The 21112-nt window shown below is 53.0% G+C and carries 20 protein-coding genes; 1 reads left to right on the top strand and 19 read right to left on the bottom strand.

All coding sequences use genetic code 11. The features are described from left to right. Positions 1–236: 236 nt before the first annotated feature. From ACFPM8_RS12640 to ndk, 16 genes are all read right to left on the bottom strand, one after another. On the bottom strand, positions 237–773 hold the full coding sequence (locus ACFPM8_RS12640; RefSeq protein ID WP_378997910.1) for a phosphoribosyltransferase: 537 nt from the start codon (positions 771–773) through the stop codon (positions 237–239). Positions 774–782: 9 nt separating this feature from the next. Next, a complete protein-coding gene (locus ACFPM8_RS12645; protein ID WP_378997911.1) occupies positions 783–2096 on the bottom strand; it encodes an adenylosuccinate synthase in 1314 nt (437 codons plus the stop codon). Between the two features lie 3 nt (positions 2097–2099). Next, positions 2100–3248 carry an ATP phosphoribosyltransferase regulatory subunit gene (locus ACFPM8_RS12650; protein WP_378997912.1) on the bottom strand — a complete coding sequence of 383 codons (1149 nt, stop codon included), beginning with the start codon at positions 3246–3248 and terminating at the stop codon, positions 2100–2102. A gap of 208 nt (positions 3249–3456) precedes the next feature. Then, positions 3457–4341, bottom strand: coding sequence for a protease modulator HflC (gene hflC, locus ACFPM8_RS12655; RefSeq protein WP_378997913.1), 885 nt, complete (start codon positions 4339–4341; stop codon positions 3457–3459). After that, positions 4341–5645 carry an FtsH protease activity modulator HflK gene (gene hflK, locus ACFPM8_RS12660; protein ID WP_378997914.1) on the bottom strand — a complete coding sequence of 435 codons (1305 nt, stop codon included), beginning with the start codon at positions 5643–5645 and terminating at the stop codon, positions 4341–4343. The genes hflC and hflK overlap by 1 nt, the downstream gene beginning before the upstream one ends. A 74-nt stretch (positions 5646–5719) precedes the next feature. Beyond that, positions 5720–6841 (bottom strand): GTPase HflX, encoded by a 1122-nt coding sequence (gene hflX, locus ACFPM8_RS12665; protein ID WP_378997915.1) that lies wholly within the window; start codon positions 6839–6841, stop codon positions 5720–5722. A gap of 39 nt (positions 6842–6880) precedes the next feature. After that, positions 6881–7117: an RNA chaperone Hfq gene (gene hfq / locus ACFPM8_RS12670; protein ID WP_019141241.1), complete on the bottom strand. Its 237-nt coding sequence runs from the start codon at positions 7115–7117 to the stop codon at positions 6881–6883. Between the two features lie 128 nt (positions 7118–7245). Further along, positions 7246–8589 (bottom strand): ribosome biogenesis GTPase Der, encoded by a 1344-nt coding sequence (der, locus tag ACFPM8_RS12675; RefSeq protein WP_378997916.1) that lies wholly within the window; start codon positions 8587–8589, stop codon positions 7246–7248. A gap of 7 nt (positions 8590–8596) precedes the next feature. After that, positions 8597–9733 carry an outer membrane protein assembly factor BamB gene (gene bamB / locus ACFPM8_RS12680; RefSeq protein ID WP_378997917.1) on the bottom strand — a complete coding sequence of 379 codons (1137 nt, stop codon included), beginning with the start codon at positions 9731–9733 and terminating at the stop codon, positions 8597–8599. Between the two features lie 20 nt (positions 9734–9753). Continuing rightward, complete coding sequence (locus ACFPM8_RS12685) at positions 9754–10404, bottom strand: tetratricopeptide repeat protein (RefSeq protein WP_378997918.1); 651 nt, start codon at positions 10402–10404, stop codon at positions 9754–9756. Between the two features lie 11 nt (positions 10405–10415). Next, the gene (hisS, locus tag ACFPM8_RS12690) at positions 10416–11783 is read right to left on the bottom strand and encodes a histidine--tRNA ligase (protein WP_378997919.1); all 1368 of its coding nucleotides are present in this window, start codon (positions 11781–11783) and stop codon (positions 10416–10418) included. A gap of 86 nt (positions 11784–11869) precedes the next feature. Then, positions 11870–13135 (bottom strand): flavodoxin-dependent (E)-4-hydroxy-3-methylbut-2-enyl-diphosphate synthase, encoded by a 1266-nt coding sequence (ispG, locus tag ACFPM8_RS12695; RefSeq protein WP_378997920.1) that lies wholly within the window; start codon positions 13133–13135, stop codon positions 11870–11872. Between the two features lie 28 nt (positions 13136–13163). Then, entirely contained in the window at positions 13164–14108 is a 945-nt protein-coding gene (locus ACFPM8_RS12700) for a helix-turn-helix domain-containing protein (protein ID WP_378997921.1), read from the bottom strand. After that, a complete protein-coding gene (pilW, locus tag ACFPM8_RS12705; RefSeq protein WP_378997922.1) occupies positions 14101–14895 on the bottom strand; it encodes a type IV pilus biogenesis/stability protein PilW in 795 nt (264 codons plus the stop codon). Before pilW ends, ACFPM8_RS12700 begins: the two co-directional genes overlap by 8 nt. Before the next feature lie 44 nt (positions 14896–14939). Next, positions 14940–16115 (bottom strand): dual-specificity RNA methyltransferase RlmN, encoded by a 1176-nt coding sequence (rlmN, locus tag ACFPM8_RS12710; protein WP_378997923.1) that lies wholly within the window; start codon positions 16113–16115, stop codon positions 14940–14942. A 71-nt stretch (positions 16116–16186) separates the two neighbouring features. Next, positions 16187–16603, bottom strand: coding sequence for a nucleoside-diphosphate kinase (ndk, locus tag ACFPM8_RS12715; protein WP_378997924.1), 417 nt, complete (start codon positions 16601–16603; stop codon positions 16187–16189). 224 nt (positions 16604–16827) lie between these two features. On the opposite strand from ndk, the gene ACFPM8_RS12720 reads away from it, so the two are divergent. Further along, positions 16828–17523 (top strand): Bax inhibitor-1/YccA family protein, encoded by a 696-nt coding sequence (locus tag ACFPM8_RS12720; protein ID WP_378997925.1) that lies wholly within the window; start codon positions 16828–16830, stop codon positions 17521–17523. 56 nt (positions 17524–17579) lie between these two features. On the opposite strand, the gene rlmD is transcribed toward ACFPM8_RS12720, so the two are convergent. The 3 genes from rlmD to ACFPM8_RS12735 form a co-directional block, all read right to left on the bottom strand. Next, positions 17580–18929: a 23S rRNA (uracil(1939)-C(5))-methyltransferase RlmD gene (rlmD, locus tag ACFPM8_RS12725; protein WP_378997926.1), complete on the bottom strand. Its 1350-nt coding sequence runs from the start codon at positions 18927–18929 to the stop codon at positions 17580–17582. Between the two features lie 129 nt (positions 18930–19058). Further along, a complete protein-coding gene (gene rpoS, locus ACFPM8_RS12730; protein WP_378997927.1) occupies positions 19059–20096 on the bottom strand; it encodes an RNA polymerase sigma factor RpoS in 1038 nt (345 codons plus the stop codon). Next, complete coding sequence (locus tag ACFPM8_RS12735; RefSeq protein ID WP_378997928.1) at positions 20097–21056, bottom strand: peptidoglycan DD-metalloendopeptidase family protein; 960 nt, start codon at positions 21054–21056, stop codon at positions 20097–20099. Positions 21057–21112 lie beyond the last annotated feature (56 nt).

Here is a 21112-nt window from a genome sequence, read left to right on the forward strand (position 1 = left end):
TGCCCCCGTTGATAGTCATGCTGCGGTTTTCCCAATTGTAGGCACGAATATCAATAATGAAAACAAATTTCTGTTTTATTTTTATGCGGAATATTTATTGCATACGCGAAGATTCCTTTATTCCAGAAATACGGGATGACGTAAAAAAAGCCTCGCTGATTAATCAGCGAGGCTTTTTTCGAACCTGAAGCGGCAAACGCTAGCAGCTATCAGGCTCCGACTTCTTCGGTCGAGAATTATCTCGACTCGCCTTTCTTGCTCCACGCTTCCAGTTGATGCGGACGCAGGCTGTCGTATTCTTCAAACGGCTGATGAATCCATGGATTGGTCGGCAGGTAATCAACGTAGAAATCCGGCTTGATCGAAGAGCAGCCCTTCCACCAGATGACCGCCGACTTGACCTCGGTGACCGGCTCATAATTTTCCTTGAGGTGACGCAGCACTTTATCCAGCGTGACGCCGGAATCCACCAGGTCGTCCACCACCAGGATTTTGCCGGCCAGCGTGCCGCGACTCATCGTGATGTGCTTGCCGATGTCGAGTTCGCTGCGTACGGTGCCCGCTTCTTCGCGGTAAGAGCTGGTGGACAGGATCGCCAGCGGCACATCGAAAATGCGCGAGAAAACGTCACCGGGGCGCAAGCCGCCACGTGCCAGGCACAGGACTTGATCGAACTTCCAGCCGGAGGCGTGGACATTCAGAACCAGCTTTTCAATTACACGGTGATATTGTTCCCACGAGACCCACAGGTCCTTATCGTCTGATGTATTCATACTTATTATTTATTTAAATGGATGACGCAAAACAATGGTTTCTTCACGGTCTGGACCGGTCGACACCATGTCGATCGGCACGCCGACCAAGGCCTCGATGCGCGCGATGTAGGCACGGGCGTTGGCAGGCAACGCGTCCATAGACTTGGCGCCGACGGTAGATTCGGTCCAGCCCGGCATTTCTTCGTAAATCGGCTGGCACAGCGCTGCTTCTTCTGCGCCGACCGGGAAGATATCGACGGTCTTGCCGTTGAGCGTATAGCCGGTACACAATTTCAGCGTTTCCAAACCATCCAGCACGTCCAGCTTGGTCAGGCACATGCCGGATACACCGTTAATTTGCACCGAACGCTTCAACAATGCGGCGTCGAACCAGCCGCAACGACGGGCACGGCCGGTGACGGTGCCGAACTCGTGACCGATGCTGGCCAGATGCTTGCCTACGCCTTGATCTGTCGGCAGTTCGGATGGGAACGGGCCCGAACCGACACGCGTGGTGTACGCCTTGGTGATGCCCAGGATGTAGTGCAGCATATTGGGACCGACGCCGCTGCCTGCGGCGGCGTTGCCGGCGACGCAGTTACTCGATGTGACGAACGGATAGGTGCCGTGATCGACGTCCAGCAAGCTGCCTTGCGCACCTTCGAACAACAGGCTGGCGCCATTGTTATAGGCGGCATAAAGCGCGCTCGATACATCGGCCACCATCGGCGCCAGACGCGGCACGGTTGCCAGCGCATCGTCCAGGGTCTTTTGGAAATCGACTGCCGGCGCCTTCAGATAATTCGTCAGTACGAAATTATGGTAGTCGAGGTTGGCTTCCAGCTTCTCTGCAAAACGCTTCTCGTTGAGCAGGTCGGCGACACGGATCGCGCGCCGAGCAACCTTGTCTTCATACGCCGGGCCGATACCCTTGCCGGTAGTACCGATCTTGGCTTCGCCGCGCGCCGCTTCGCGCGCTGCATCCAGTGCAGTGTGGTAAGGCAGGATAATCGGGCAAGCCTCGGAGACCTTCAGGCGCGATGCGACTTCAACTCCGGCAGCCTGCAGTTTGTCGATCTCGCGCAGCAAATCGGGGACCGACAACACCACGCCATTGCCGATATAGCAGGCGACATCAGGGCGCATAATGCCGGACGGGATCAGCTGCAATGCCGTCTTCTGACCGCCGATGACCAATGTGTGGCCAGCGTTATGGCCGCCTTGAAATCGCACAACTGCTTGTGCGTGATCAGTCAGCCAATCGACGATCTTGCCTTTTCCTTCGTCGCCCCATTGGGTGCCAATGACAACGACGTTTTTTGCGGTGCTTTTCTGTAACATCACTTAGTCCAAATTTTTGATAATCCAGTTTCCATTTTCGAGTACGACCGCACGGTCGCAATCGAACTCGTCTTGATCGTTTTCATGGCCGGGCAGACTCTGGATCACAACTTCCCCAGCCTTGCGCAATTCAACGATCTTTTCCTTCAAACCTGCTTCTACTCCCCAAGGCGCGTGAATCACGCGCTTGCGTTCTGCTGCCGGGATCAGGCGCGCCAATTCCCGCAAATCCATCGAGAAACCGGTCGCCGGACGCGAACGGCCAAAGGCTGCGCCCACGTCATAACGACCACCACGCGCCAGTGCGTTCGGCAAGCCGGGTACGTAAGCCGCGAAGATCAAGCCGCTTTCGTAATGATATCCACGTAAATCGGCCAAATCGACAGTAACGCAATCTTTACCGGCTTCTTCCGCCAGTTTTTCCAGTTCATCCAGCGCCTTGATAATCTCGGGCAATGCCGGCAACACTTGCCGTGCACGCTGCAGCACGCTGGCGTCACCGTACAAGCCGGGCAACTCCAGCAACGCCGCCCGCGTCGCCGACGCATAGTGCAGGCTGATGGCCTTCAGGCCTGACATATCCTTGGCTTCGAGCAGCGCAACCAGTTCGATTTCGTCTTGTTTTGCGGCATCGTCACCGGCAATAATCGTCCGCAATATGCCGACATGACATAGGTCCAGGCGCACTTGCGTCATGCCAACCAAGGCCAGTGTCGCCAGCGCCAGTTGTTGAATTTCGGCATCGGCCTCCAGCCCGGCGTGACCATAAATCTCGGCCCCGATCTGCAGCGGCTCACGCGTTGCATGCAAGCCGGATGGACGGGTATGCAATATGCTGCCGGCATAGCACAAGCGGGTAACCGACTCGCGATTGAGCAAATGCGCATCGATACGCGCGACCTGGGTTGTCATATCGGCGCGAATGCCGAGCGTGCGTCCGGACAACTGGTCAATCAGCTTGAAGGTCCGCAGGTCGGTGTCCTTGCCGGCACCGGCCAACAGGGACTCCAGGTATTCCAGCATCGGCGGCATGACCAACTCATAGCCGTAGAGTCTGAAATTATCAAGAATCAACCGTCGCAAGTCTTCGATCTTGCGCGCCTCCGACGGCAAGACGTCAGCGATATTTTCGGGGAGAAGCCAATTTGGCATAGGAAAAATAAATCAACAAAAAAAATTTCGCTCCAGAATCGACTGAGGAGTCAGCCGATGCCAGAGCAACATCATCAGGCATTCAGGATAGCGTGGAATCGAGTAAAGACCAGTATTGTCGCCTAAAAAAACAAGGAATGGCGCCTCAATCGAGGGCGCCATTCCCACATAGCCGGTTACAAACTCTTATGACCGATATGATCTTTGCTTACTTTACGGCAGCACCGCCAGCCGAGCTCCGGAAATACTTGAAGAATTCCGAGTTTGGATCGACCACCATCAAGTCCTGCTTGTTCTTGAAGCTGGCACGATAAGCTTCAAGGCTGCGGTAAAACTTGTAGAACTCGGGATTTTGACCAAATGCCTGGGCGTAAATTTGCGAAGCTTTGGCATCGCCTTCACCACGCATTTTTTCTGCTTCGCGATATGCTTCGGCCAAAATCACTGTGCGTTGCTTGTCAGCATCGGCACGAATCTTTTCCGAGTCGGCAGAGCCGGTTGAACGCAATTCGTTCGCCACCCGCGCCCGCTCGGACTTCATACGATCATAAACCGAGGCATTGATTTGATCGACATAATCGACTCGCTTCAGACGCACATCGATAATATCGACGCCGATCTGTTTTGATTCGTCTTCAACTTTTTTGCGAATCGCTTCCATTACCTTGCCGCGCTCGCCGGAAATCACTTCGCGCACAGTGCGTTTGGTGATTTCATCATTCAGCGCAGCCTTGACGATCTGCGACATACGATCCTGTGCGCGCTTCACATCTCCGCCAAAACTGACGAAATACAATTTCGGATCAGTAATACGCCATTTGACAAAGGCGTCGATCAGGATATTCATCTTCTCTGCCGTGATGAAACGATCCGTATCGGGCGAGTCTATCGTCAGAATCCGTTTATCCAGGAACAATACATTCTGAAATGGCGGCGGCAACTTAAAGTGCAAACCAGGTTCATTAATGACCTGTTTCACTTCACCGAAAGCAAACAGAATGGCGTATTGACGTTGATCAACTATGTAGATTGTCGAAAACAACATCGACAAGCCGATAAACGCGAATATTGCCAATGAAATGAGGCGATTCATTATCGGCCCTCCCGATCACGGGATTCACGATTGCGGGAGCGTTCATCCATTGCCCCCCGGGAATCAGGCGAAGTAACAGCGTCTTTCGCAGGCGGTATGGTTGTTGCCGGACTCAGCGATGAATTGCCGCCGACAATACCTGATGCAGCACTAGCTGATGATTGTGCAATCAGCTTATCCAACGGCAAATACAATAAATTGCTACCGCTCTTGGCATCAACCATGACTTTAGTCGTGTTCGCAAAAATCTGTTGCATAGTATCGAGGTACATCCGGTCCCTGGTCACTGCAGGCGCTTTTTGATATTCAGTCAGAACCTGCTTGAAACGCGAGGCATCGCCTTCCGCATTAGCGGTAACCCGGGCGCTGTATGCTTCTGCCTCTTGCAATAAGCGAGACGCTGCACCACGCGCCTTTGGAATCACATCGTTAGCGTAAGCCTGGCCTTCATTTTTCTGACGCTCACGGTCTTGCCCTGCTTTGACTGCATCATCAAAAGCTGCCTGCACTTGCTCCGGAGGTTGCACCCCTTGCATCGTGACATTGGTAATTTGTACGCCGGCTTTGTAGCGATCCAGAATTTGCTGCATCAACTGGCTGGTATCCAAGGCCACTTTTTCACGGCCTTCATAAAGCACAAAATCCATCTTGCTCTTGCCGACGATTTCACGAATCGAAGTTTCCGCTACCTGACGTACAGCTTCTTCCGGATCGCGGTTATTAAAAATCCAGTCGGAAGCACTTTTCAGGGTGTATTGAACAGCAAACTGGATATCGATAATATTTTCATCATCAGTCAACATCAGCGCTTCTTTAGGTTGTTTGTTTTTTGCGTTGGCACGATATCCAACCTCAACCGTACGCACCTGGGAAACATTCACAATTTCGTGATTTTGAATCGGATACGGCCAGCGCCAGTTAAAACCGGCCGTCGTCGAGTGACTGTACTTGCCAAAGGTCATCACCACAGCGGTCTGACCTTCTTGCACGGTAAAAAAACCACTCGCCAACCAAAGCAACGCCACTGCGACCGCAATTGCACCGGCGCCGATTCCGGCCCCCTTCATACCCGGGATAAAGCCGCCGCCATTGAAGTCGCCGCCACTGCCGCCGCTATTTTTATTGCCAAGCAGGCGATTCAAGCGCTGATTAAAGTCTTGCCACAACTTATCCAGATCCGGAGGGCCGTTGTTTGGCTTTTTGCCGTCATTATCTTGCTTGTTATCATTTTGCGAATTACGACCCCATTGCGGATCATTCAACGAAAATTTCAAACCAAGTTTTTTGAATAGGGAACCAAGCATTCGATCGTTATCCAGCTTTAAGTAAGGAAATAATGGGTTGGAATGCTCGTAAGAGGCGCTTAAATTAGAGTTGCTTAAATATGCGTATTTTGAACGTCCGCAGCTTCTATTGGAACGATTTCTACAGCATTATTTTTTGTCACATACTCAGCGATAGCCTGGCGCAATAAGTCTAGGCCAGTGCCCTTTTGGGCGCTAATAAAAACACGTTGGATTTTATCATACTCATCACGCTGGACTGCCGGCTCCAGGTCCGCTTGGTCAATCTTGTTCCATACCAAAATCTGCGGAATATGGTCAGCGCCGATCTCTTTCAATACCAGATTGACCTGTTCGATTTGCTCCATGCGAGTTGGGCTAGCGGCGTCCACCACGTGCAATAGCAAGTCGGCATGAATGGTTTCTTCCAGCGTTGCCCGAAATGCTGCAACCAATTGATGCGGCAATTCGCGAATAAAGCCGACCGTATCGGAAATCACCACGCTTCCTACTTCACCCAGATAAACTCGTCTGGAGGTTGTATCCAGGGTTGCAAAAAGTTGATCCGCCGCATATACGCCAGCTTTAGCCAACGCATTAAACAAGGTTGACTTGCCTGCATTGGTATACCCCACCAACGATATCGAAACAGTGGCACTGCGACCGCGCGCCCGTCGTTGAGTCGCGTGTTGCCGATGCAGCTTGTCCAGCCTTGCTCGCAACGCCTTAACACGATCACCCAACAAACGACGGTCGGTCTCCAATTGCGTTTCACCGGGACCACGCAAGCCAATACCGCCCTTTTGCCGTTCCAGATGGGTCCAGCCGCGTATCAGCCTGGTTGCCAGATGCTGTAATTGCGCCAGTTCGACCTGCACCTTACCCTCATGACTCTTGGCACGTTGCGCAAAGATATCCAGGATAAGGCTGGTACGGTCCAGAACCCTTACTTTTAAAACGCGTTCGAGATTACGCTGCTGGGCTGGCGACAGCGCATGATTGAAGATGACGATTTCGAGCTCGTGATCGAGCACTGCATCGGCAATTTCTTGCGCTTTACCAGAACCAACGAATAAGGCGGCGTCCGGGCTGCTGCGCTTGCCGGTGATCGTGACGACTGGGATCGCTCCCGCAGACTTGGCCAGCAGAGCCAGCTCATCGAGACTTGCGGCAAAGTCGCCTTTGCCGAAGTCCACCCCGACTAGCGCTGTGCGCATACGAACAATCGTGTGGCTGCATTAAAAGGCAGCAAATGTTTACTCTGCTTCAGATTCAAGATTGAGATTGACAGCGCGAGCAGGAACAACGGTTGAGATGGCGTGCTTGTATACCATTTGGGTAACGGTATTACGCAGCAGAACGACGTATTGATCAAAGGATTCAATATGGCCTTGAAGCTTGATGCCGTTTACCAGATAGATGGAAACTGGAACATGTTCTTTGCGCAAGGCGTTCAGAAACGGGTCTTGTAACAATTGCCCTTTATTACTCATGGATACTCCACTGTGTTGTTGTGATTAGAGGTCAAACGCAAACCGCAAATCAATTTGATTCCAAGCGAATGACTTGGTGGTTGTATAACGAATGTAAACGATTTTCACATTTACCGCCAATGGAAAAATTACTTTTCCTGGCGCGCATATGGGTTCCGACTGGAGCGGAACTCGATGCGTAATGGAGTCCCAACCAGCGAAAAAGTTTCTCGAAAATGCTTCTCAAGGTAACGCTTATAGTTATCCTCAATTGATTCCAGCGCATTGCCGTGGATGACGACGATAGGTGGATTTTGCCCGCCTTGGTGGGCATAACGCAGCTTTGGACGAATCGAACCCTTGCGGCGCGGTTGCTGGTGCTCCACTGCTTCGATTAATGCACGCGTCAGTTTTGGCGTTGTCAAATTCGACATTGCCGCCGCATATGCTGAATCAATCGACTTCATCAGAGGCGTAATTCCGGTCGACTTCAATGCTGAAATAAAATGAAATTTCGCAAATGACAAGAAGTTCAGCTTGCGGTCCATGTCCATCTTGATCTCGTCACGACGGTCGCTGGTCAAGCCATCCCATTTATTCACGCCGACTACTAGCGCCCGCCCCGTTTCCAGGACAAAACCGGCGATATGGGCATCTTGCTCCGATATATCTTGTTGCGCATCCAATAGCAGCAGGACCACATTGGCTTCCGAGATCGACTGTAAAGTCTTGACCACCGAAAATTTCTCGATCGCCTCAAAAACCTTACCGCGACGACGGATACCGGCGGTATCGATCAAGGTGTATTGCTTGCCGTCGCGTTCGAATGGAATTTCAATCGAATCGCGAGTGGTGCCAGGCATATCGAACGCAATCACACGTTCTTCGCCCAGCAAAGTATTGACCAGCGTGGATTTACCTACATTGGGTCGCCCTACGATTGCGATCTTGACCCCCCGCTCTTTCGCGTCAGGCTCGTCCACCTCTGGCGGACGCTGTGCAAATGCCAAGTCGAGCGACTCTTCCACCAGATCGACAACACCATCGCCATGCGCCGCGGAAATAACATACGGATCGCCCAAACCCAACTCGTAAAACTCCGCTGTTACCGAAGTGTATTTCATGCCTTCGGATTTATTGACCACCAGCATGACCGAACGACCGGACTTGCGCAGAAAATCGGTAATGGTCTTGTCGTGCGGCGTTAATCCCTGACGGCCGTCGACAATAAAAACAACCACATCCGCTTCCGCCACAGCCTGCTTGGTCTGCTTGGCCATTTCATGCATGATGCCGTCTTTGGCAACCGGTTCGAATCCGCCAGTGTCAATCACCAGGAATGGCCGTTCACCGACTCGGCCTTCGCCATAATGGCGGTCCCGCGTCAACCCAGGCAAATCGGCCACCAAAGCGTCACGCGAACGGGTCAGGCGATTAAATAACGTCGATTTGCCGACATTGGGACGTCCTACAAGTGCAATTACTGGCTTCATTAAATTGTTACTCTGTCGCAAATGCGATCAATGTTCCTGCTTTGGTTTGAAAAATCACATTAGAACCCGCTACTACCGGATTTGGCAGAATTGCGCTGCTGTCTGCGCGTATACGTCCAATTAATGCACCGTCTTCACGCGACAGGAAATGAATATACCCCTCATAGTCACCAACCACCACGGCTCGCCCCAATACAATCGGGGTAGTCAGCACACGATTCGCCAACTGGTTGTTGCGCCACACTACCGCACCGCTATCAAGAGTGAACGCGGTCACGGCAGCATGCTCGTCTGCCGCATAAACGTTACGATCATCAGCGCCTACACCGACATCGCTGGAGAAAGGCTTGACCCAATGGGCGGTTCCGCTACCGGCATCAAAACAGCCGACCCGACCTTGATAGGCGACAGCGCACACGTCGCGGCCGATCAGAACCGGCATGCCGGAAGCATCGGCAACGCGTTCCAGCTCGGTTGTCCCACGCGGATCGCCAATCGCCATTTCCCACCATGGGCCGCCATTAGTCAAATTCAAGGCTGACAATCTGCCACCTGGCAATGCTACGAAAGTTGCTTGCGGCACGATCAAAATGCCGGGAGCCGAACGCAAAGTCAGCGGCGGGAGAGTACGCAGTACAGCCCAACGACGCTCGCCCGTCTCAGCATCAAAAGCAACGATGCGATTATCCTGACTGCGCACGATCACCAATCCCTGGCCAACAGCCGGCGCAGACAAGATCTCGCTTGACGCTTGCGCCCGCCAGCGTTGCTTGCCTTGCGCATCAAAAGCCAGCACTACGCCCTTTTCGCCAGCCACAGCCACCGTAGTACCGTCGCTGCCGACACCGCCGGTCAAATGCATGCCGGCATCGATACGCCAGGTAGCAACGCCAGTTGCGGCATTGACGCGCGTGATAACACCATCTGCTGAAGCAGCATAGACACTATCCTCAGCCACTGCAGGCGCGAAAGCAAAGGTTGATGCGTTCCCAACGGATAAAGTCCAAGCCGGACGTACCTTCAATGTTTGGGTGAACTCAAGCAATGGCGCCGGCGGATTGCTTGGCGTCTTACCGGAGAATAGTGAACAGCCTCCCAATACCAACAACGCACAAGCAGATACAAGCTTTACTGCACTACGCATATTCTTCCTTTTTTGGATTATCAGACCGCAGCTTTTGCTGGTGCCCCACCAATAGCATCAAGCTTCAATTGAATCAGTTGGCGGCCAGGATTGTGACTCTCCATCTTATCCAGGGCCAATTGATACGCGGCGCGCGCGTCGTCGAGCTTATTTTGCGCGACGAGGATATCGCCTTTACGATCTGCCACGGCGCTGGCAAACGAGGCCGGAACATCACCAGCGAGAATCTTAAGGGCGTCATCGTAAGCCTTCTGGTCCAGCAGGATTCCTGCCAGCCGGATTTTTGCGATGGCCTTGTATTCTTCTTCCCGACCATGATCGACGACCCATTGCAACTGCGCCTTTGCACCGTTCAGGTCATTCGCATCAAACGCTGTCTTGGCTGCGGATAATGCAGCCATTTGGGCGTAAGCCGTACCGCCAAATTTCTGCTGCACATCACTTGCGACACGCTGAACCTTGGCATTGTCTTTGGTCGTCACCGCCTTTTGCAACTCTTCATAGAGTTGCGATGCCTGCACAGCCTGATTCCGTTGATAGTAGTTCCAGCCAGACCAAGCTGCATAAGCGGACAATGCGATGATCAACACCCAAGTCGTCAGATTGCCGAATTTATTCCACCAATCTTTAAGCGTTGCCAGTTGTTCCTGTTCGTCGAGATCGAATGCCATATGATTTTATTTTAGTGATGATAATGAATGTGTTGATGATCGCCATGATCATGGTCGTCATTGCCGACGATCTGATCCACCAGATAATCGGTCACCGCGTCGAACGGTACGACACTTTGGTTGTTGCCCTTATCGACGCTGTCGTCAGCGGCGCGCAGGATTTTTACCGAAGCTGTATTGTTGGCGACTTCATCCTCGCCAATAATGACGGCGTACGCCGCGCCGCTTGCGTCAGCGCGTTTCATCTGCGATTTGAAGCCGCCACCGGCATTAGCCGAAGCGCAATGTAGCACAACATCCAGCCCAGCGTTACGCAGCCGCTCTGCCAACACGAACGATTGCAGCTGTGCCGCCTCTCCCTGATGCACCAGATAGACGTCACACTCGTTGCGCGAAGCCTGTTCGCCGTTGGCGCGCATCAGTTCGAGCAAACGTTCGACTCCCATCGCAAAACCGCAGGCCGGCGTAGGTTTGCCGCCAAACATTTCCACTAGCGGATCGTAGCGTCCGCCGCCACATACTGTGCCTTGCGAACCGAGTTGATCGGTAACCCATTCAAATACGGTGCGGTTGTAATAATCCATACCGCGCACCAGGCGCGGATTGATGGTGAAAGGAATATTGTTGTGATTCAGGATTTTTTGTACGCCTTCGAAATGCGCACGCGATTCTTCGCCCAAATAAGAGAGCAATTGCGGAGCCCCGTTGACCATCTCCTGCATCGTCGGATTCTTGGTATCGAGAATGCGTAGCGGATTGGAGTGCAAGCGGCGCTGGGCATCGGCATCCAGCAAATCCTTGTGCTGCTCAAAGTAGGCAATCAATGCTGCCCGATGCTGCATGCGCTCATCCGCATCACCAATCGAGTTCAATTCCAATCTAATGCCCTGCAGGCCAAGATCGTCCCAAAGCCGTTGGCACAACATGATTAATTCCGCATCGATGTCCGGGCCGGTAAAACCGATGGCTTCCGCACCAACCTGGTGAAATTGACGATAACGTCCGCGCTGCGGCCGCTCATGCCGAAACATTGGACCGCTATACCAGAGTCGCTTGGGGCCGTCGTAAGTCAAATTGTGCTCGATCGCCGCACGCACCACGCCGGCAGTGCTTTCCGGCCGCAGCGTCAGGTTGTCGCCATTCATCGAATCGATGAACGAGTACATTTCCTTTTCAACGATATCGGTCACCGCGCCCAGCCCGCGTGCAAACAACGCGGTAGGCTCGACGATCGGCGTACGAATTTTCTGAAAACCGTAGCTCTTCAGTACCGATTCCACCGTATTTTCGAACAACTCCCACAGTGCCGCATCGGCAGGCAGGATATCGTTCATGCCTTTGACACCAACGATTTTTTCGGCTTTCTTGTTTTCTGACATTCTTCTTCGATGCTCGCTCGAGTAATAATTAATCTTTACGGATTTGGCGTGATGCCAAGGCCAGCTGACGCAGTTTCAACGCAAAGTTACAATGCCTGTCGACCGTAATGGCTCTTCACGTATTCCAGCACCACGGCTTGAAATTCTTCTGCAATACGTTCGCCGCGCAGCGTCAGTTTCTTTTCACCGTCAATGAATACTGGTGCGGCGGGCGATTCGCCAGTACCGGGCAGACTGATACCGATGTTGGCATGTTTGGACTCACCGGGACCATTCACAATACATCCCATCACCGCCACGTTCATCCCTTCGACACCGGGATATTCCTTCTTCCAGACCGGCATCTGGTCGCGCAGATAAGTTTGGATCTTATCGGCCAGATCCTGAAACACGGTCGAAGTGGTACGACCGCAGCCAGGGCAGGCAATCACCATTGGCGCAAATTTTCGCAAACCCATGGTTTGCAAAATTTCTTGCCCGACTACCACTTCCTTGGTGCGATCACCGCCTGGCTCCGGCGTCAGCGAAATACGGATGGTATCGCCAATCCCCTCTTGCAACAGCACTGACAATGCCGCCGTCGACGCCACAATCCCTTTGCTGCCCATGCCTGCTTCGGTCAGTCCCAGATGCAGCGGATAGTCGCAGCGACGAGCCAGTTCACGGTACACGGCGATCAAATCCTGGACGCCCGAAACCTTGCACGACAGGATGATGCGGTCAGCAGCCAGCCCTAACTCCTCCGCTTTGCGTGCATTCTCGACAGCGGAGGTAACCAATGCCTCGTACATCACCGCCTGCGCCGGCCAAGGCTGGCTGCGCTGTGCGTTTTCGTCCATGATTCGCGCCAGCAATGCCTGATCCAGGCTGCCCCAATTGACGCCGATCCGAACCGGCTTGTCGTACTTGCAGGCGACTTCGATCATTTGCGCAAACTGGGTATCCCGCTTGGCACCCTGGCCGACATTGCCTGGATTGATACGATATTTCGACAATGCCTTAGCACAATCGGGATAGTCGTTCAGCAACGTATGGCCGTTGTAATGGAAATCCCCAACCAGCGGCACGTCGATTCCCATCTTATCGAGCTGCTCGCGAATCGCAGGTACGGCTGCAGCCGCCTCAGGATTATTCACGGTAATGCGCACCAACTCGGAACCGGCGCGCGCCAGATCCTTGATTTGAATCGCCGTACCAATCGCGTCAGCGGTATCGGTGTTGGTCATCGACTGCACTACAACAGGGGCACCGCCGCCAATCATGATCCGGCGCTCACCATAGCTGATAACGGCGCCGCGACTGGCGTGCCGGACGCTGGAGCCAGAGGCAATCGGAAGATTCATTGGCGGCATGCGGCCATCCTTTCAAAAGATTCCATGCTTATTTCAGATTTAGTCTGGCCACATTAGTCTTGGAGCCGACTTTCAAATCAACTGGTTCGCCGCGCAAGCTGACATCGACACCGGCCAGATTACCGATAGTCAGCGTTACAGGCTGCGTCATATCGAACGATTCCGAACTACCAGCCTTCACCAGACGGGAAATCAGCACGCTGTTATCAGCACGCTTGATTTCAACCCATGAATCTTGCCTAAATTTCAAACTGAGCTGGTTGTCAACCGCAGGCGCAGGGCTAGTTGGTTGCGGCGGTGCTATAGCACTCGCTTCAACCGGCTCCGGGGCCGCAATTGAACTTGCCGCAGTGGAGGGCTCCAAGCTGTCAACCGGATTGCCCGCCGAAGATTCCGCTGTCGCCGAGGCGGACGGCAATTCAAGCTGCGATACCTTGTCCGCAGTTGCGCTGGCTTGCACCACGACTTTTTCGGCCGATGGCGCGAATGCATTTTGCAGCGCGGGCAATACGTTCATCTTCACCGCTACCCCAATTAGCGCTAACAGCAGAGCTCCGGCAACAAGCCATTTATAAGCAAATTTGCTACGCGTCGCCAATGAAAAACGAGACTCGGGGAAAGGCGTGGACAATCTGTTTTGCGTCGCCAATGTATCAGCTTGCGGAGCTGCCGGAGGCGAAATCATCGCCAGCAAGGAGGCGGATTCCAATCCCAGCAATTTGGCGTAAGAACGAATAAAACCGCGTGTCATGACCATGGTTGGCAACGCGGCATAATTATCTGTTTCGATCGCCTCAATTTGGCGCGGAGCCAGCTTTAAATGGCTGGCAACATCCGTAATCGACCAACCGAGCTGCTTTCGCTTGTCAGACAATAGCGCGCCAGGGGATGTATTGGCGTTGCCCTCATTACCGATACGATCAACTGCCACCTGGTCGGTGGCCGCTGCAGGTATCTGTTCCGACTCAGTCATTAAACGCTCCACGTTGATAGGAAGCGTACTCTGTAGATCCGGCAAAGCGACGGCGCAACTGCGTCACCAAACTTGCCTCTGCTGCACTATCACCCAACTTTCGCTCCACTTTGATTGCTATCCATAGCACCTCTGCGCTTTGCACTTCGTTCTTGGTCACGAGTCCGATATAGAAACGCGCCCGCTCGTAGTCGTTGCGCTCATAAGCCAGTTTCGCCAAATTTGCGTTGGTCAAAGGATTGCTGGGATCAAATTGAAACGCTTGTAGAAAATATCGTTCCGCCGCCGTGGAATCTTTCAATTTCATACTACATACACCGGCATTCGCCAGTGCTTTGGCAGGCGACTGGTAACTACGACTTTTCAGCGCAGTATCGAAATAGGTGAGCGACTCTTTTTCGCGGCTGTTCTGGCATAGAAACCAGCCGTAGTTGTTCAAAAAATCCGGGTTATTGGGGGAGAGTCGAAGTGCATGCTGAAAATTATCTTCAGCTAGCCGGACTTCTCCCATGTCCATATAGATCAATGCACGGACGCTATAGGCATCGGCAAAATCCGGATACGCAATCAGAGCTTGCTTGATTTCGTCGAGTCCGACTTCCAGCTGTCGCTGTTCGTAATATCCAATCGCCAGCTGCAAACGAATAGCAGCACGACGTTGCGCCTCGGTCTGGTCTGAGCTGGTAGGCAGCTCGCGCCGGGCACCGACGTCATTATCGATACCAATTGGTTGATTTGGCAGATTTGCGCAGCCAGTCAAAAGTGACAGCACCGCTGCGGTAATCATGACTCCGCTGTCCCATCGGCCCAGCGTCCAAGCTCTTCGAGTCATCATTGAGACACCTCAATAATGCGGCCGAAATTCTTTCCAAACTTTTGTTGATATTCAGTCATTTTTTGCATACGCTCCTGAACTCGCGTCCGATCTTGTACTTCACCTGCCAGTTGGCCGCAAGCGGCATCAATATCATCGCCTCGCGTTTTGCGAATTGTGGTCACAATACCGGCGTCCATCAAGATTTGTGCAAACGCCTTGATGCGCGGATTATTGGATCGTTTCAACCCTGATTCCGGGAATGGATTAAATGGAATCAAGTTAAATTTACAAGGTACTGCGGTACCGCCGCCATGCCCCTGCACAAGAGCAATCAGTTCGCGCGCATGGGCGTCTGTATCATTGACGTCATCCAGCATGCAATACTCAAACGTAATGAAATCACGCGGCGCAAATTCAAGATAGCGCTTGCAAGCAGCCATCAATTCTCGCAGCGGATATTTTTTATTCAACGGCACCAGGCTGTCGCGCAACGCATCATTCGAAGCATGCAGCGAGACCGCCATCGCCACTGCGCAGTCTTGAGACAATTTGTCTATCATCGGCACCACGCCGCTGGTAGACAGGGTAACGCGCCGGCGCGACAAACCGTAGGCATTATCGTCCAGCATCAACTTCAAAGCCGTCACGGTCGGCTCGTAATTCAATAAGGGCTCGCCCATCCCCATCATCACCACGTTCGTGATCTGACGTTCGCCTTTATGGCCGGGCTCAATACCCTTTGATTTACGCAACTCGAACTCAGCCATCCACAGCTGACCGATGATTTCACCCACCGTCAAATTGCGGCTGAAACCTTGCTTGCCGGTTGAGCAAAAGCGGCAATTAACCGCACATCCGGCCTGCGTTGAAATACACAAGGTTCCCCGATTTTCCTCGGGAATAAAGACCGTTTCTACCGCATTGCCCTGGCCGACATCCAGCAACCACTTGCGGGTGCCGTCAGTCGAGATGTGATCGCTGATCACGGCAGGAGCGGCGATCATGGCCCGGGTCGCCAACTTGTCGCGTAATGACTTGGCTAAATCAGTCATTGCATCAAAATCGTGTGCGCCGAATTGATGGATCCAGCGCAGCAATTGCTTCGCGCGAAACGGCTTCTCACCCAACTCCCCGCAGTAAGCGACAAGTTGTGCGGGATCCAGGTCCAGCAGATTGGTGAGAGCAGTCATCGACATTCCTATATGCACCTATCGCTTGGAGCTCACGAGCTACCAAGCGACAAACTAGTTTAATTATGCAATTAAGCCTTCAACGCAGGGAAGAAGTAAGCGATTTCAACTTTCGCTGCTTCCACTGCATCGGAACCATGAACTGCGTTAGCGTCGATAGAATCGGCGAAGTCAGCGCGAATAGTGCCTTTTTCAGCCTTTTTCGGATCGGTGGCGCCCATCAGGTCGCGGTGCTTCAACACTGCGTTTTCGCCTTCCAGCGCTTGCACGATGACCGGACCGGAGATCATGAAATCAACCAGATCCTTGAAGAAAGGACGCTCGCGGTGCACAGCGTAAAAGCCTTCAGCCTGCTCACGGGACAGTTGCATCATCTGTGCAGCGATGATTTTCAGGCCAGCGCCTTCAAAGCGGGTATAAATTTGACCGATTACGTTTTTTGCGACTGCGTCCGGTTTGATAATCGACAGGGTGCGTTCAATTGCCATCTGAAAAACTCCAATAAAAAGAAAGGGTTAAGATAATTAATAATTCAATCAACCTTTGATTTTAGCACGAAACGCCCGCACAGAATGACACATACCCATGCAGCAGGCTCAATAGAGCTACTTTAGAACCACTTTGATTTTTCATGGTCTGAAGAAAGCATTCCAAGCACAGCATGTTATGCTGGCAACAGTTTTACACCCGAGCCATATCCAAGGAGGTCACGATGAGCCAAAATCTGCAACAAACCTATGCGCCATCCAGTTCCGCGCTAAGCAGCCGCAATCGCGTGTTGCGCAACACTTACTGGCTGCTGGCATTATCTATGCTGCCCACCATTGGCGGCGCATGGCTCGGCGTGCAGATGGACTTCAGCTTCTTCCGAAACAGTCCGCTGATTGGGTTTATGGCCTTTATGGCAGTCGCATTCGGATTCTTTTACGCGATCGAACAAACCAAAAACACTGGCTGGGGAGTCCTGATCCTGCTTGGTTTCACCTTCTTCATGGGCCTGATGCTGTCACGCCTGATTGGTCATACCTTGATCGGATACACCAATGGCGCCTCGCTGATCATGATGGCGTTTGGCGGCACTGCAAGTGTCTTTGCCGTCATGGCGAGCATTGCAACGGTAAGCAAACGCGATTTCTCCAACATGGGCAAATGGTTATTTGCTGGCGTTGTCGTACTACTACTCGCATCCCTGGCCAATGTGTTTTTACAAATACCGGCGCTGTATCTGGCAGTCTCGGTCATTGCAATTGCGATTTTCTCTGCCTATATCCTGTATGACGTGCAACAGATTATCAACGGCGGCGAAACAAATTACATCTCAGCGACGCTGCGCCTGTATCTCGACGTCTATAACATCTTCGTCAACTTACTGTCCTTGCTAGGCATCTTTGGCGGCAATCGAAACTAAGCACCGCAACAAAAAAGCCCCTGAAATCAGGGGCTTTTTTGCATCCAACTCAAACATCAGATCAGATCAAACACCGCAATCGATTCCACATGCGCGGTATGGGGGAACATATTCACCACGCCAGCCTGGCTCAAGCGATAGCCGCCGGGAATCAGCATGCCGGCATCGCGCGCCAGCGTTGACGGATTACATGACACATAGACAATCCGTTTTGGCATGAGTGCGCGGTCAATCGCAGCCAACCCCACAATTGCCTCACATACTGCCGCAGCTCCCTCGCGTGGCGGATCGATCAGCATCCGATCAAACTTGCCGAGCGCGACCAAGTCCTCAGAAGTGGCATCGAATAAATTGCGGCAATAAAAAGTGGTTTTGTCAGCCAGTTGATTGACTTTGGCATTCTCGCCGGCACGCTCGATCAATGCCTGACTACCCTCGATGCCGACCACTTGCCGTACTTGGGTCGCAATCGGCAGGGTGAAATTTCCCAATCCGCAAAACAAATCGGCCACACGCTCATCCGGCTGCGCATCCAGCAGTCGCAATGCTCGCGCCACCAGCACGCGATTAATCTGATGATTCACCTGGGTGAAATCAGTCGGCTTGAAAGGCATGCGCACGTTAAATTCCGGCAGCGTGTAATGCAGCTCTTCTTGGGCCGGATAAAACGGATAAGCGGTGTCAGGGCCGCCCGTCTGCAACCACCAATTGACTTGATACTGATCCGCGAACGCCTTCAATTTGACTTCATCGTCAGCGCTTAACGGCGCCATGATGCGCAACACCATCACCGTGACCTTGCCCTGCTCGCCTTCACCGACTGCCAACTCAATCTGGGGCAAGTGCTCGATTATCGTCAGAGATCCAATCAATGCGCGCAAGGGCACCAGCATTGCCGACACATTGGGCGGCAATATGTCGCAGGTTTTCATGTCGGTGATGAAGGACGACTTACGCTCATGAAAACCGACCAGCACCCCGCCCTTTTTTGGCACGTTACGTACTGAAATCCGCGCCCGATAACGATAACCCCAAGTCGGTCCATAAATCGGACGCAACATGGTTTCGGCCTTGACCTTGCCGATGTGCCATAAGTTATCTTCGAGTACGCGCTGCTTGATCGCCACTTGCGCCGCTGGTTCCAGATGTTGCATGGCGCAGCCGCCGCAGATGCCAAAAACCGCACAGCGTGGCTCGACTCGCATTACTGATTCGCGATGCAAGGCGGTCATGGTGGCGGCTTCCCAATTAGCCTTCTTGCGAAAGGATTGGAAGCTGACTCTTTCGCCAGGTAATGCGCCCTCGACAAAGATGACTTTACCCTGGCTGCCGTCTTCATTCTGCAAATGGCCGATGCCGCGCGCATCCATGTCGAGCGACTTAATTTCGATAGTGTCTTGTTGCATAGGAACGAAAATGCGGTGATATGCCGCTGATGATGAGCGACAAAGAAAAATAAGAATGACTGAGAATATGAACTGCGCAGGATTATAGCGTCATGAGGCGCTCAAGAGCCGTTATGCGGCATAACAGCTCTAGAGGAAGGCATCCTTGCCAACTCCCTTGGAACCCAGCAGGCGCTTGAGCTTGAGTAGTGCTTCCTGCTGAATCTGGCGTACCCGCTCACGAGTAACGCCTATTTCGGCAGCCAGTTCTTCCAGCGTGGACGGATCGTCGTTGTCCAGGCCGAAGCGGCGCATGATCACGTTCCGCTGTTTATCAGTCAGTTTCTCCAGCCAGACACGCACCAGGATCGACATTTCCTGTTGCTCGGCACGGGAATCGGGATTTTCCTCCGACGCGCTCGGCAACAAGTCCATCAGACTGGCTAACGGATCCTGGTCCAACGGCGCATCGAGCGATGTCGCATGCTCTGACAGCGCCAGCACATCCTGTACATCTTCGACCGGCCGGCCCACCAAGTGCGCGATGTCTTCCGCGGTCGCGTCTTTTCCGTCGTGATGCTGCGCTTCCAGATGGTACTTGGCGCGCAGGATCTGGTTCAGTTCGCGCACCATGTGCACCGGCAGCCTGACGGTACGCGCCTGGTTCATGATTGCGCGCTCGATGCTTTGACGAATCCACCAGGTGGCGTAAGTAGAAAAACGGAAACCGCGCTCTGGCTCGAATTTATCAATCGCGCGCATCAGGCCGAGATTGCCCTCCTCGATCAGATCGAGCAAGGCCACGCCGCGGTTGATATAGTGTTTTGCAATGGAGACGACCAGGCGCAGATTGTGCTCGATCATTTTCTGCCGAGCCTCGAAATTCCCTTGCTTTGCCAAAGTCGCGAAATTGACCTCTTCCGCTACAGACAATAGCGGCCGGGTTCCGATCTGGTTCAGATAGTGCTGCGTGGTGTCGGTAGAAAGCTCGGCAGCCAATACCTTTTTCAGCTCATCGACGCCATCGATCACCACCACCACGCCATCAACAATGACCTCATCGTCCGCATCAGCGTCAGACTCAGCGACGACGGTATCTACATCGTCATCATCGTGAACATCATCAGACAACCTCTCCGATGCCGTGTCATTTTGATCATCTGTATGATCTATCGTCCGTTTGGTCATTTATCGATTGGGTAAAAATTTGGATGGATCGACAGGTTTGCCTTGTTGGCGGATTTCGAAGTGCAGCTTGACTGCATCACTGTCCGAATTCCCCATTTCGGCAATCTTCTGGCCCTTGTTAACCGTCTGCCCTTCTTTCACCAAGATGGTCTTATTATGCGCGTATGCAGACAGCAGGTTGCTAGTATGTTTGACGATGACTAAATTACCATAGCCGCGAATGCCACTGCCTGCATACATCACCTTGCCGCTGGCGGCAGCAACTACAGTTTGCCCACTCTTGCCGGAAATATCGATACCCTTTTTGCCTTGGTCGAAACTGCCGACTTGCTTGCCTTCAGCCGGCCACATCCAGACCACACGTTCTTCGTCGCCAGCTGCCGCTGCCGGTGTCGTCGCCGGCGCAACTAGCGGCGTCACCACCTTGTCATTGGCTTTCGGCGTTTCTACCGTCGGCCCAGAATCCGGCTTTTGCAATTCCGCCAGAGCGCTCTCGGAATAAGGCCGTTTGTCGCCGCGCGGAGCGACCTTATTGCCGCCGTTGCTGCTACTGCTGCCATTGCCGGAAGACGGCGCAGAAGTCAGCGGCCTTACCTCGACGCCGGAATTGACCGCGATATTGCCGACCTGCGCACCGTTCGCAGAACTTCCATCAGGAGGCTGCACCCGCAGTACCTGGTCCACCTTGATGTCATTGGCATTCTCCAGCTTGTTCCAAACAACGATGTCGCGATAGCTTTGCCCAAACTCCAGTGCGATCCGGTATAAGGTATCGCCTTTTTTTACGGTGTAATAACCGCGCCCTTCCGCTGCCCGCGGCGCGTCGGACGTGACACCGGTTGTTGCGGTGCCGGTGCCGCCTGGTCGCCGTTCGACAACTGGAGCAGGACTACGCGGAGTGGTACACGCGGCAAGTGTGCCGACCATTATTCCCAAGACTATAAAGCGAGTTTTCTTCATTCTCATTACATTTAGTATGTGCGACGCTGTCGCTGATTATTTGTCAATTCGTTTCG

This window comes from Paraherbaspirillum soli (genome assembly GCF_042654985.1).
Classification (GTDB): Bacteria; Pseudomonadota; Gammaproteobacteria; order Burkholderiales; family Burkholderiaceae_D; genus Paraherbaspirillum; species Paraherbaspirillum soli.

Excerpts from the sequence above, each read along its gene's own strand:
- ACFPM8_RS12640 (WP_378997910.1), bottom strand. The coding sequence starts at position 773 with ATGAATACATCAGACGATAAGGACCTGTGGGTCTCGTGGGAACAATAT.
- ACFPM8_RS12645 (WP_378997911.1), bottom strand. The coding sequence starts at position 2,096 with ATGTTACAGAAAAGCACCGCAAAAAACGTCGTTGTCATTGGCACCCAA.
- ACFPM8_RS12650 (WP_378997912.1), bottom strand. The coding sequence starts at position 3,248 with ATGCCAAATTGGCTTCTCCCCGAAAATATCGCTGACGTCTTGCCGTCG.
- hflC (WP_378997913.1), bottom strand. The coding sequence starts at position 4,341 with ATGAATCGCCTCATTTCATTGGCAATATTCGCGTTTATCGGCTTGTCG.
- hflK (WP_378997914.1), bottom strand. The coding sequence starts at position 5,645 with ATGCTTGGTTCCCTATTCAAAAAACTTGGTTTGAAATTTTCGTTGAAT.
- hflX (WP_378997915.1), bottom strand. The coding sequence starts at position 6,841 with ATGCGCACAGCGCTAGTCGGGGTGGACTTCGGCAAAGGCGACTTTGCC.
- hfq (WP_019141241.1), bottom strand. The coding sequence starts at position 7,117 with ATGAGTAATAAAGGGCAATTGTTACAAGACCCGTTTCTGAACGCCTTG.
- der (WP_378997916.1), bottom strand. The coding sequence starts at position 8,589 with ATGAAGCCAGTAATTGCACTTGTAGGACGTCCCAATGTCGGCAAATCG.
- bamB (WP_378997917.1), bottom strand. The coding sequence starts at position 9,733 with ATGCGTAGTGCAGTAAAGCTTGTATCTGCTTGTGCGTTGTTGGTATTG.
- ACFPM8_RS12685 (WP_378997918.1), bottom strand. The coding sequence starts at position 10,404 with ATGGCATTCGATCTCGACGAACAGGAACAACTGGCAACGCTTAAAGAT.
- hisS (WP_378997919.1), bottom strand. The coding sequence starts at position 11,783 with ATGTCAGAAAACAAGAAAGCCGAAAAAATCGTTGGTGTCAAAGGCATG.
- ispG (WP_378997920.1), bottom strand. The coding sequence starts at position 13,135 with ATGCCGCCAATGAATCTTCCGATTGCCTCTGGCTCCAGCGTCCGGCAC.
- ACFPM8_RS12700 (WP_378997921.1), bottom strand. The coding sequence starts at position 14,108 with ATGACTGAGTCGGAACAGATACCTGCAGCGGCCACCGACCAGGTGGCA.
- pilW (WP_378997922.1), bottom strand. The coding sequence starts at position 14,895 with ATGATTACCGCAGCGGTGCTGTCACTTTTGACTGGCTGCGCAAATCTG.
- rlmN (WP_378997923.1), bottom strand. The coding sequence starts at position 16,115 with ATGACTGCTCTCACCAATCTGCTGGACCTGGATCCCGCACAACTTGTC.
- ndk (WP_378997924.1), bottom strand. The coding sequence starts at position 16,603 with ATGGCAATTGAACGCACCCTGTCGATTATCAAACCGGACGCAGTCGCA.
- ACFPM8_RS12720 (WP_378997925.1), top strand. The coding sequence starts at position 16,828 with ATGAGCCAAAATCTGCAACAAACCTATGCGCCATCCAGTTCCGCGCTA.
- rlmD (WP_378997926.1), bottom strand. The coding sequence starts at position 18,929 with ATGCAACAAGACACTATCGAAATTAAGTCGCTCGACATGGATGCGCGC.
- rpoS (WP_378997927.1), bottom strand. The coding sequence starts at position 20,096 with ATGACCAAACGGACGATAGATCATACAGATGATCAAAATGACACGGCA.
- ACFPM8_RS12735 (WP_378997928.1), bottom strand. The coding sequence starts at position 21,056 with ATGAAGAAAACTCGCTTTATAGTCTTGGGAATAATGGTCGGCACACTT.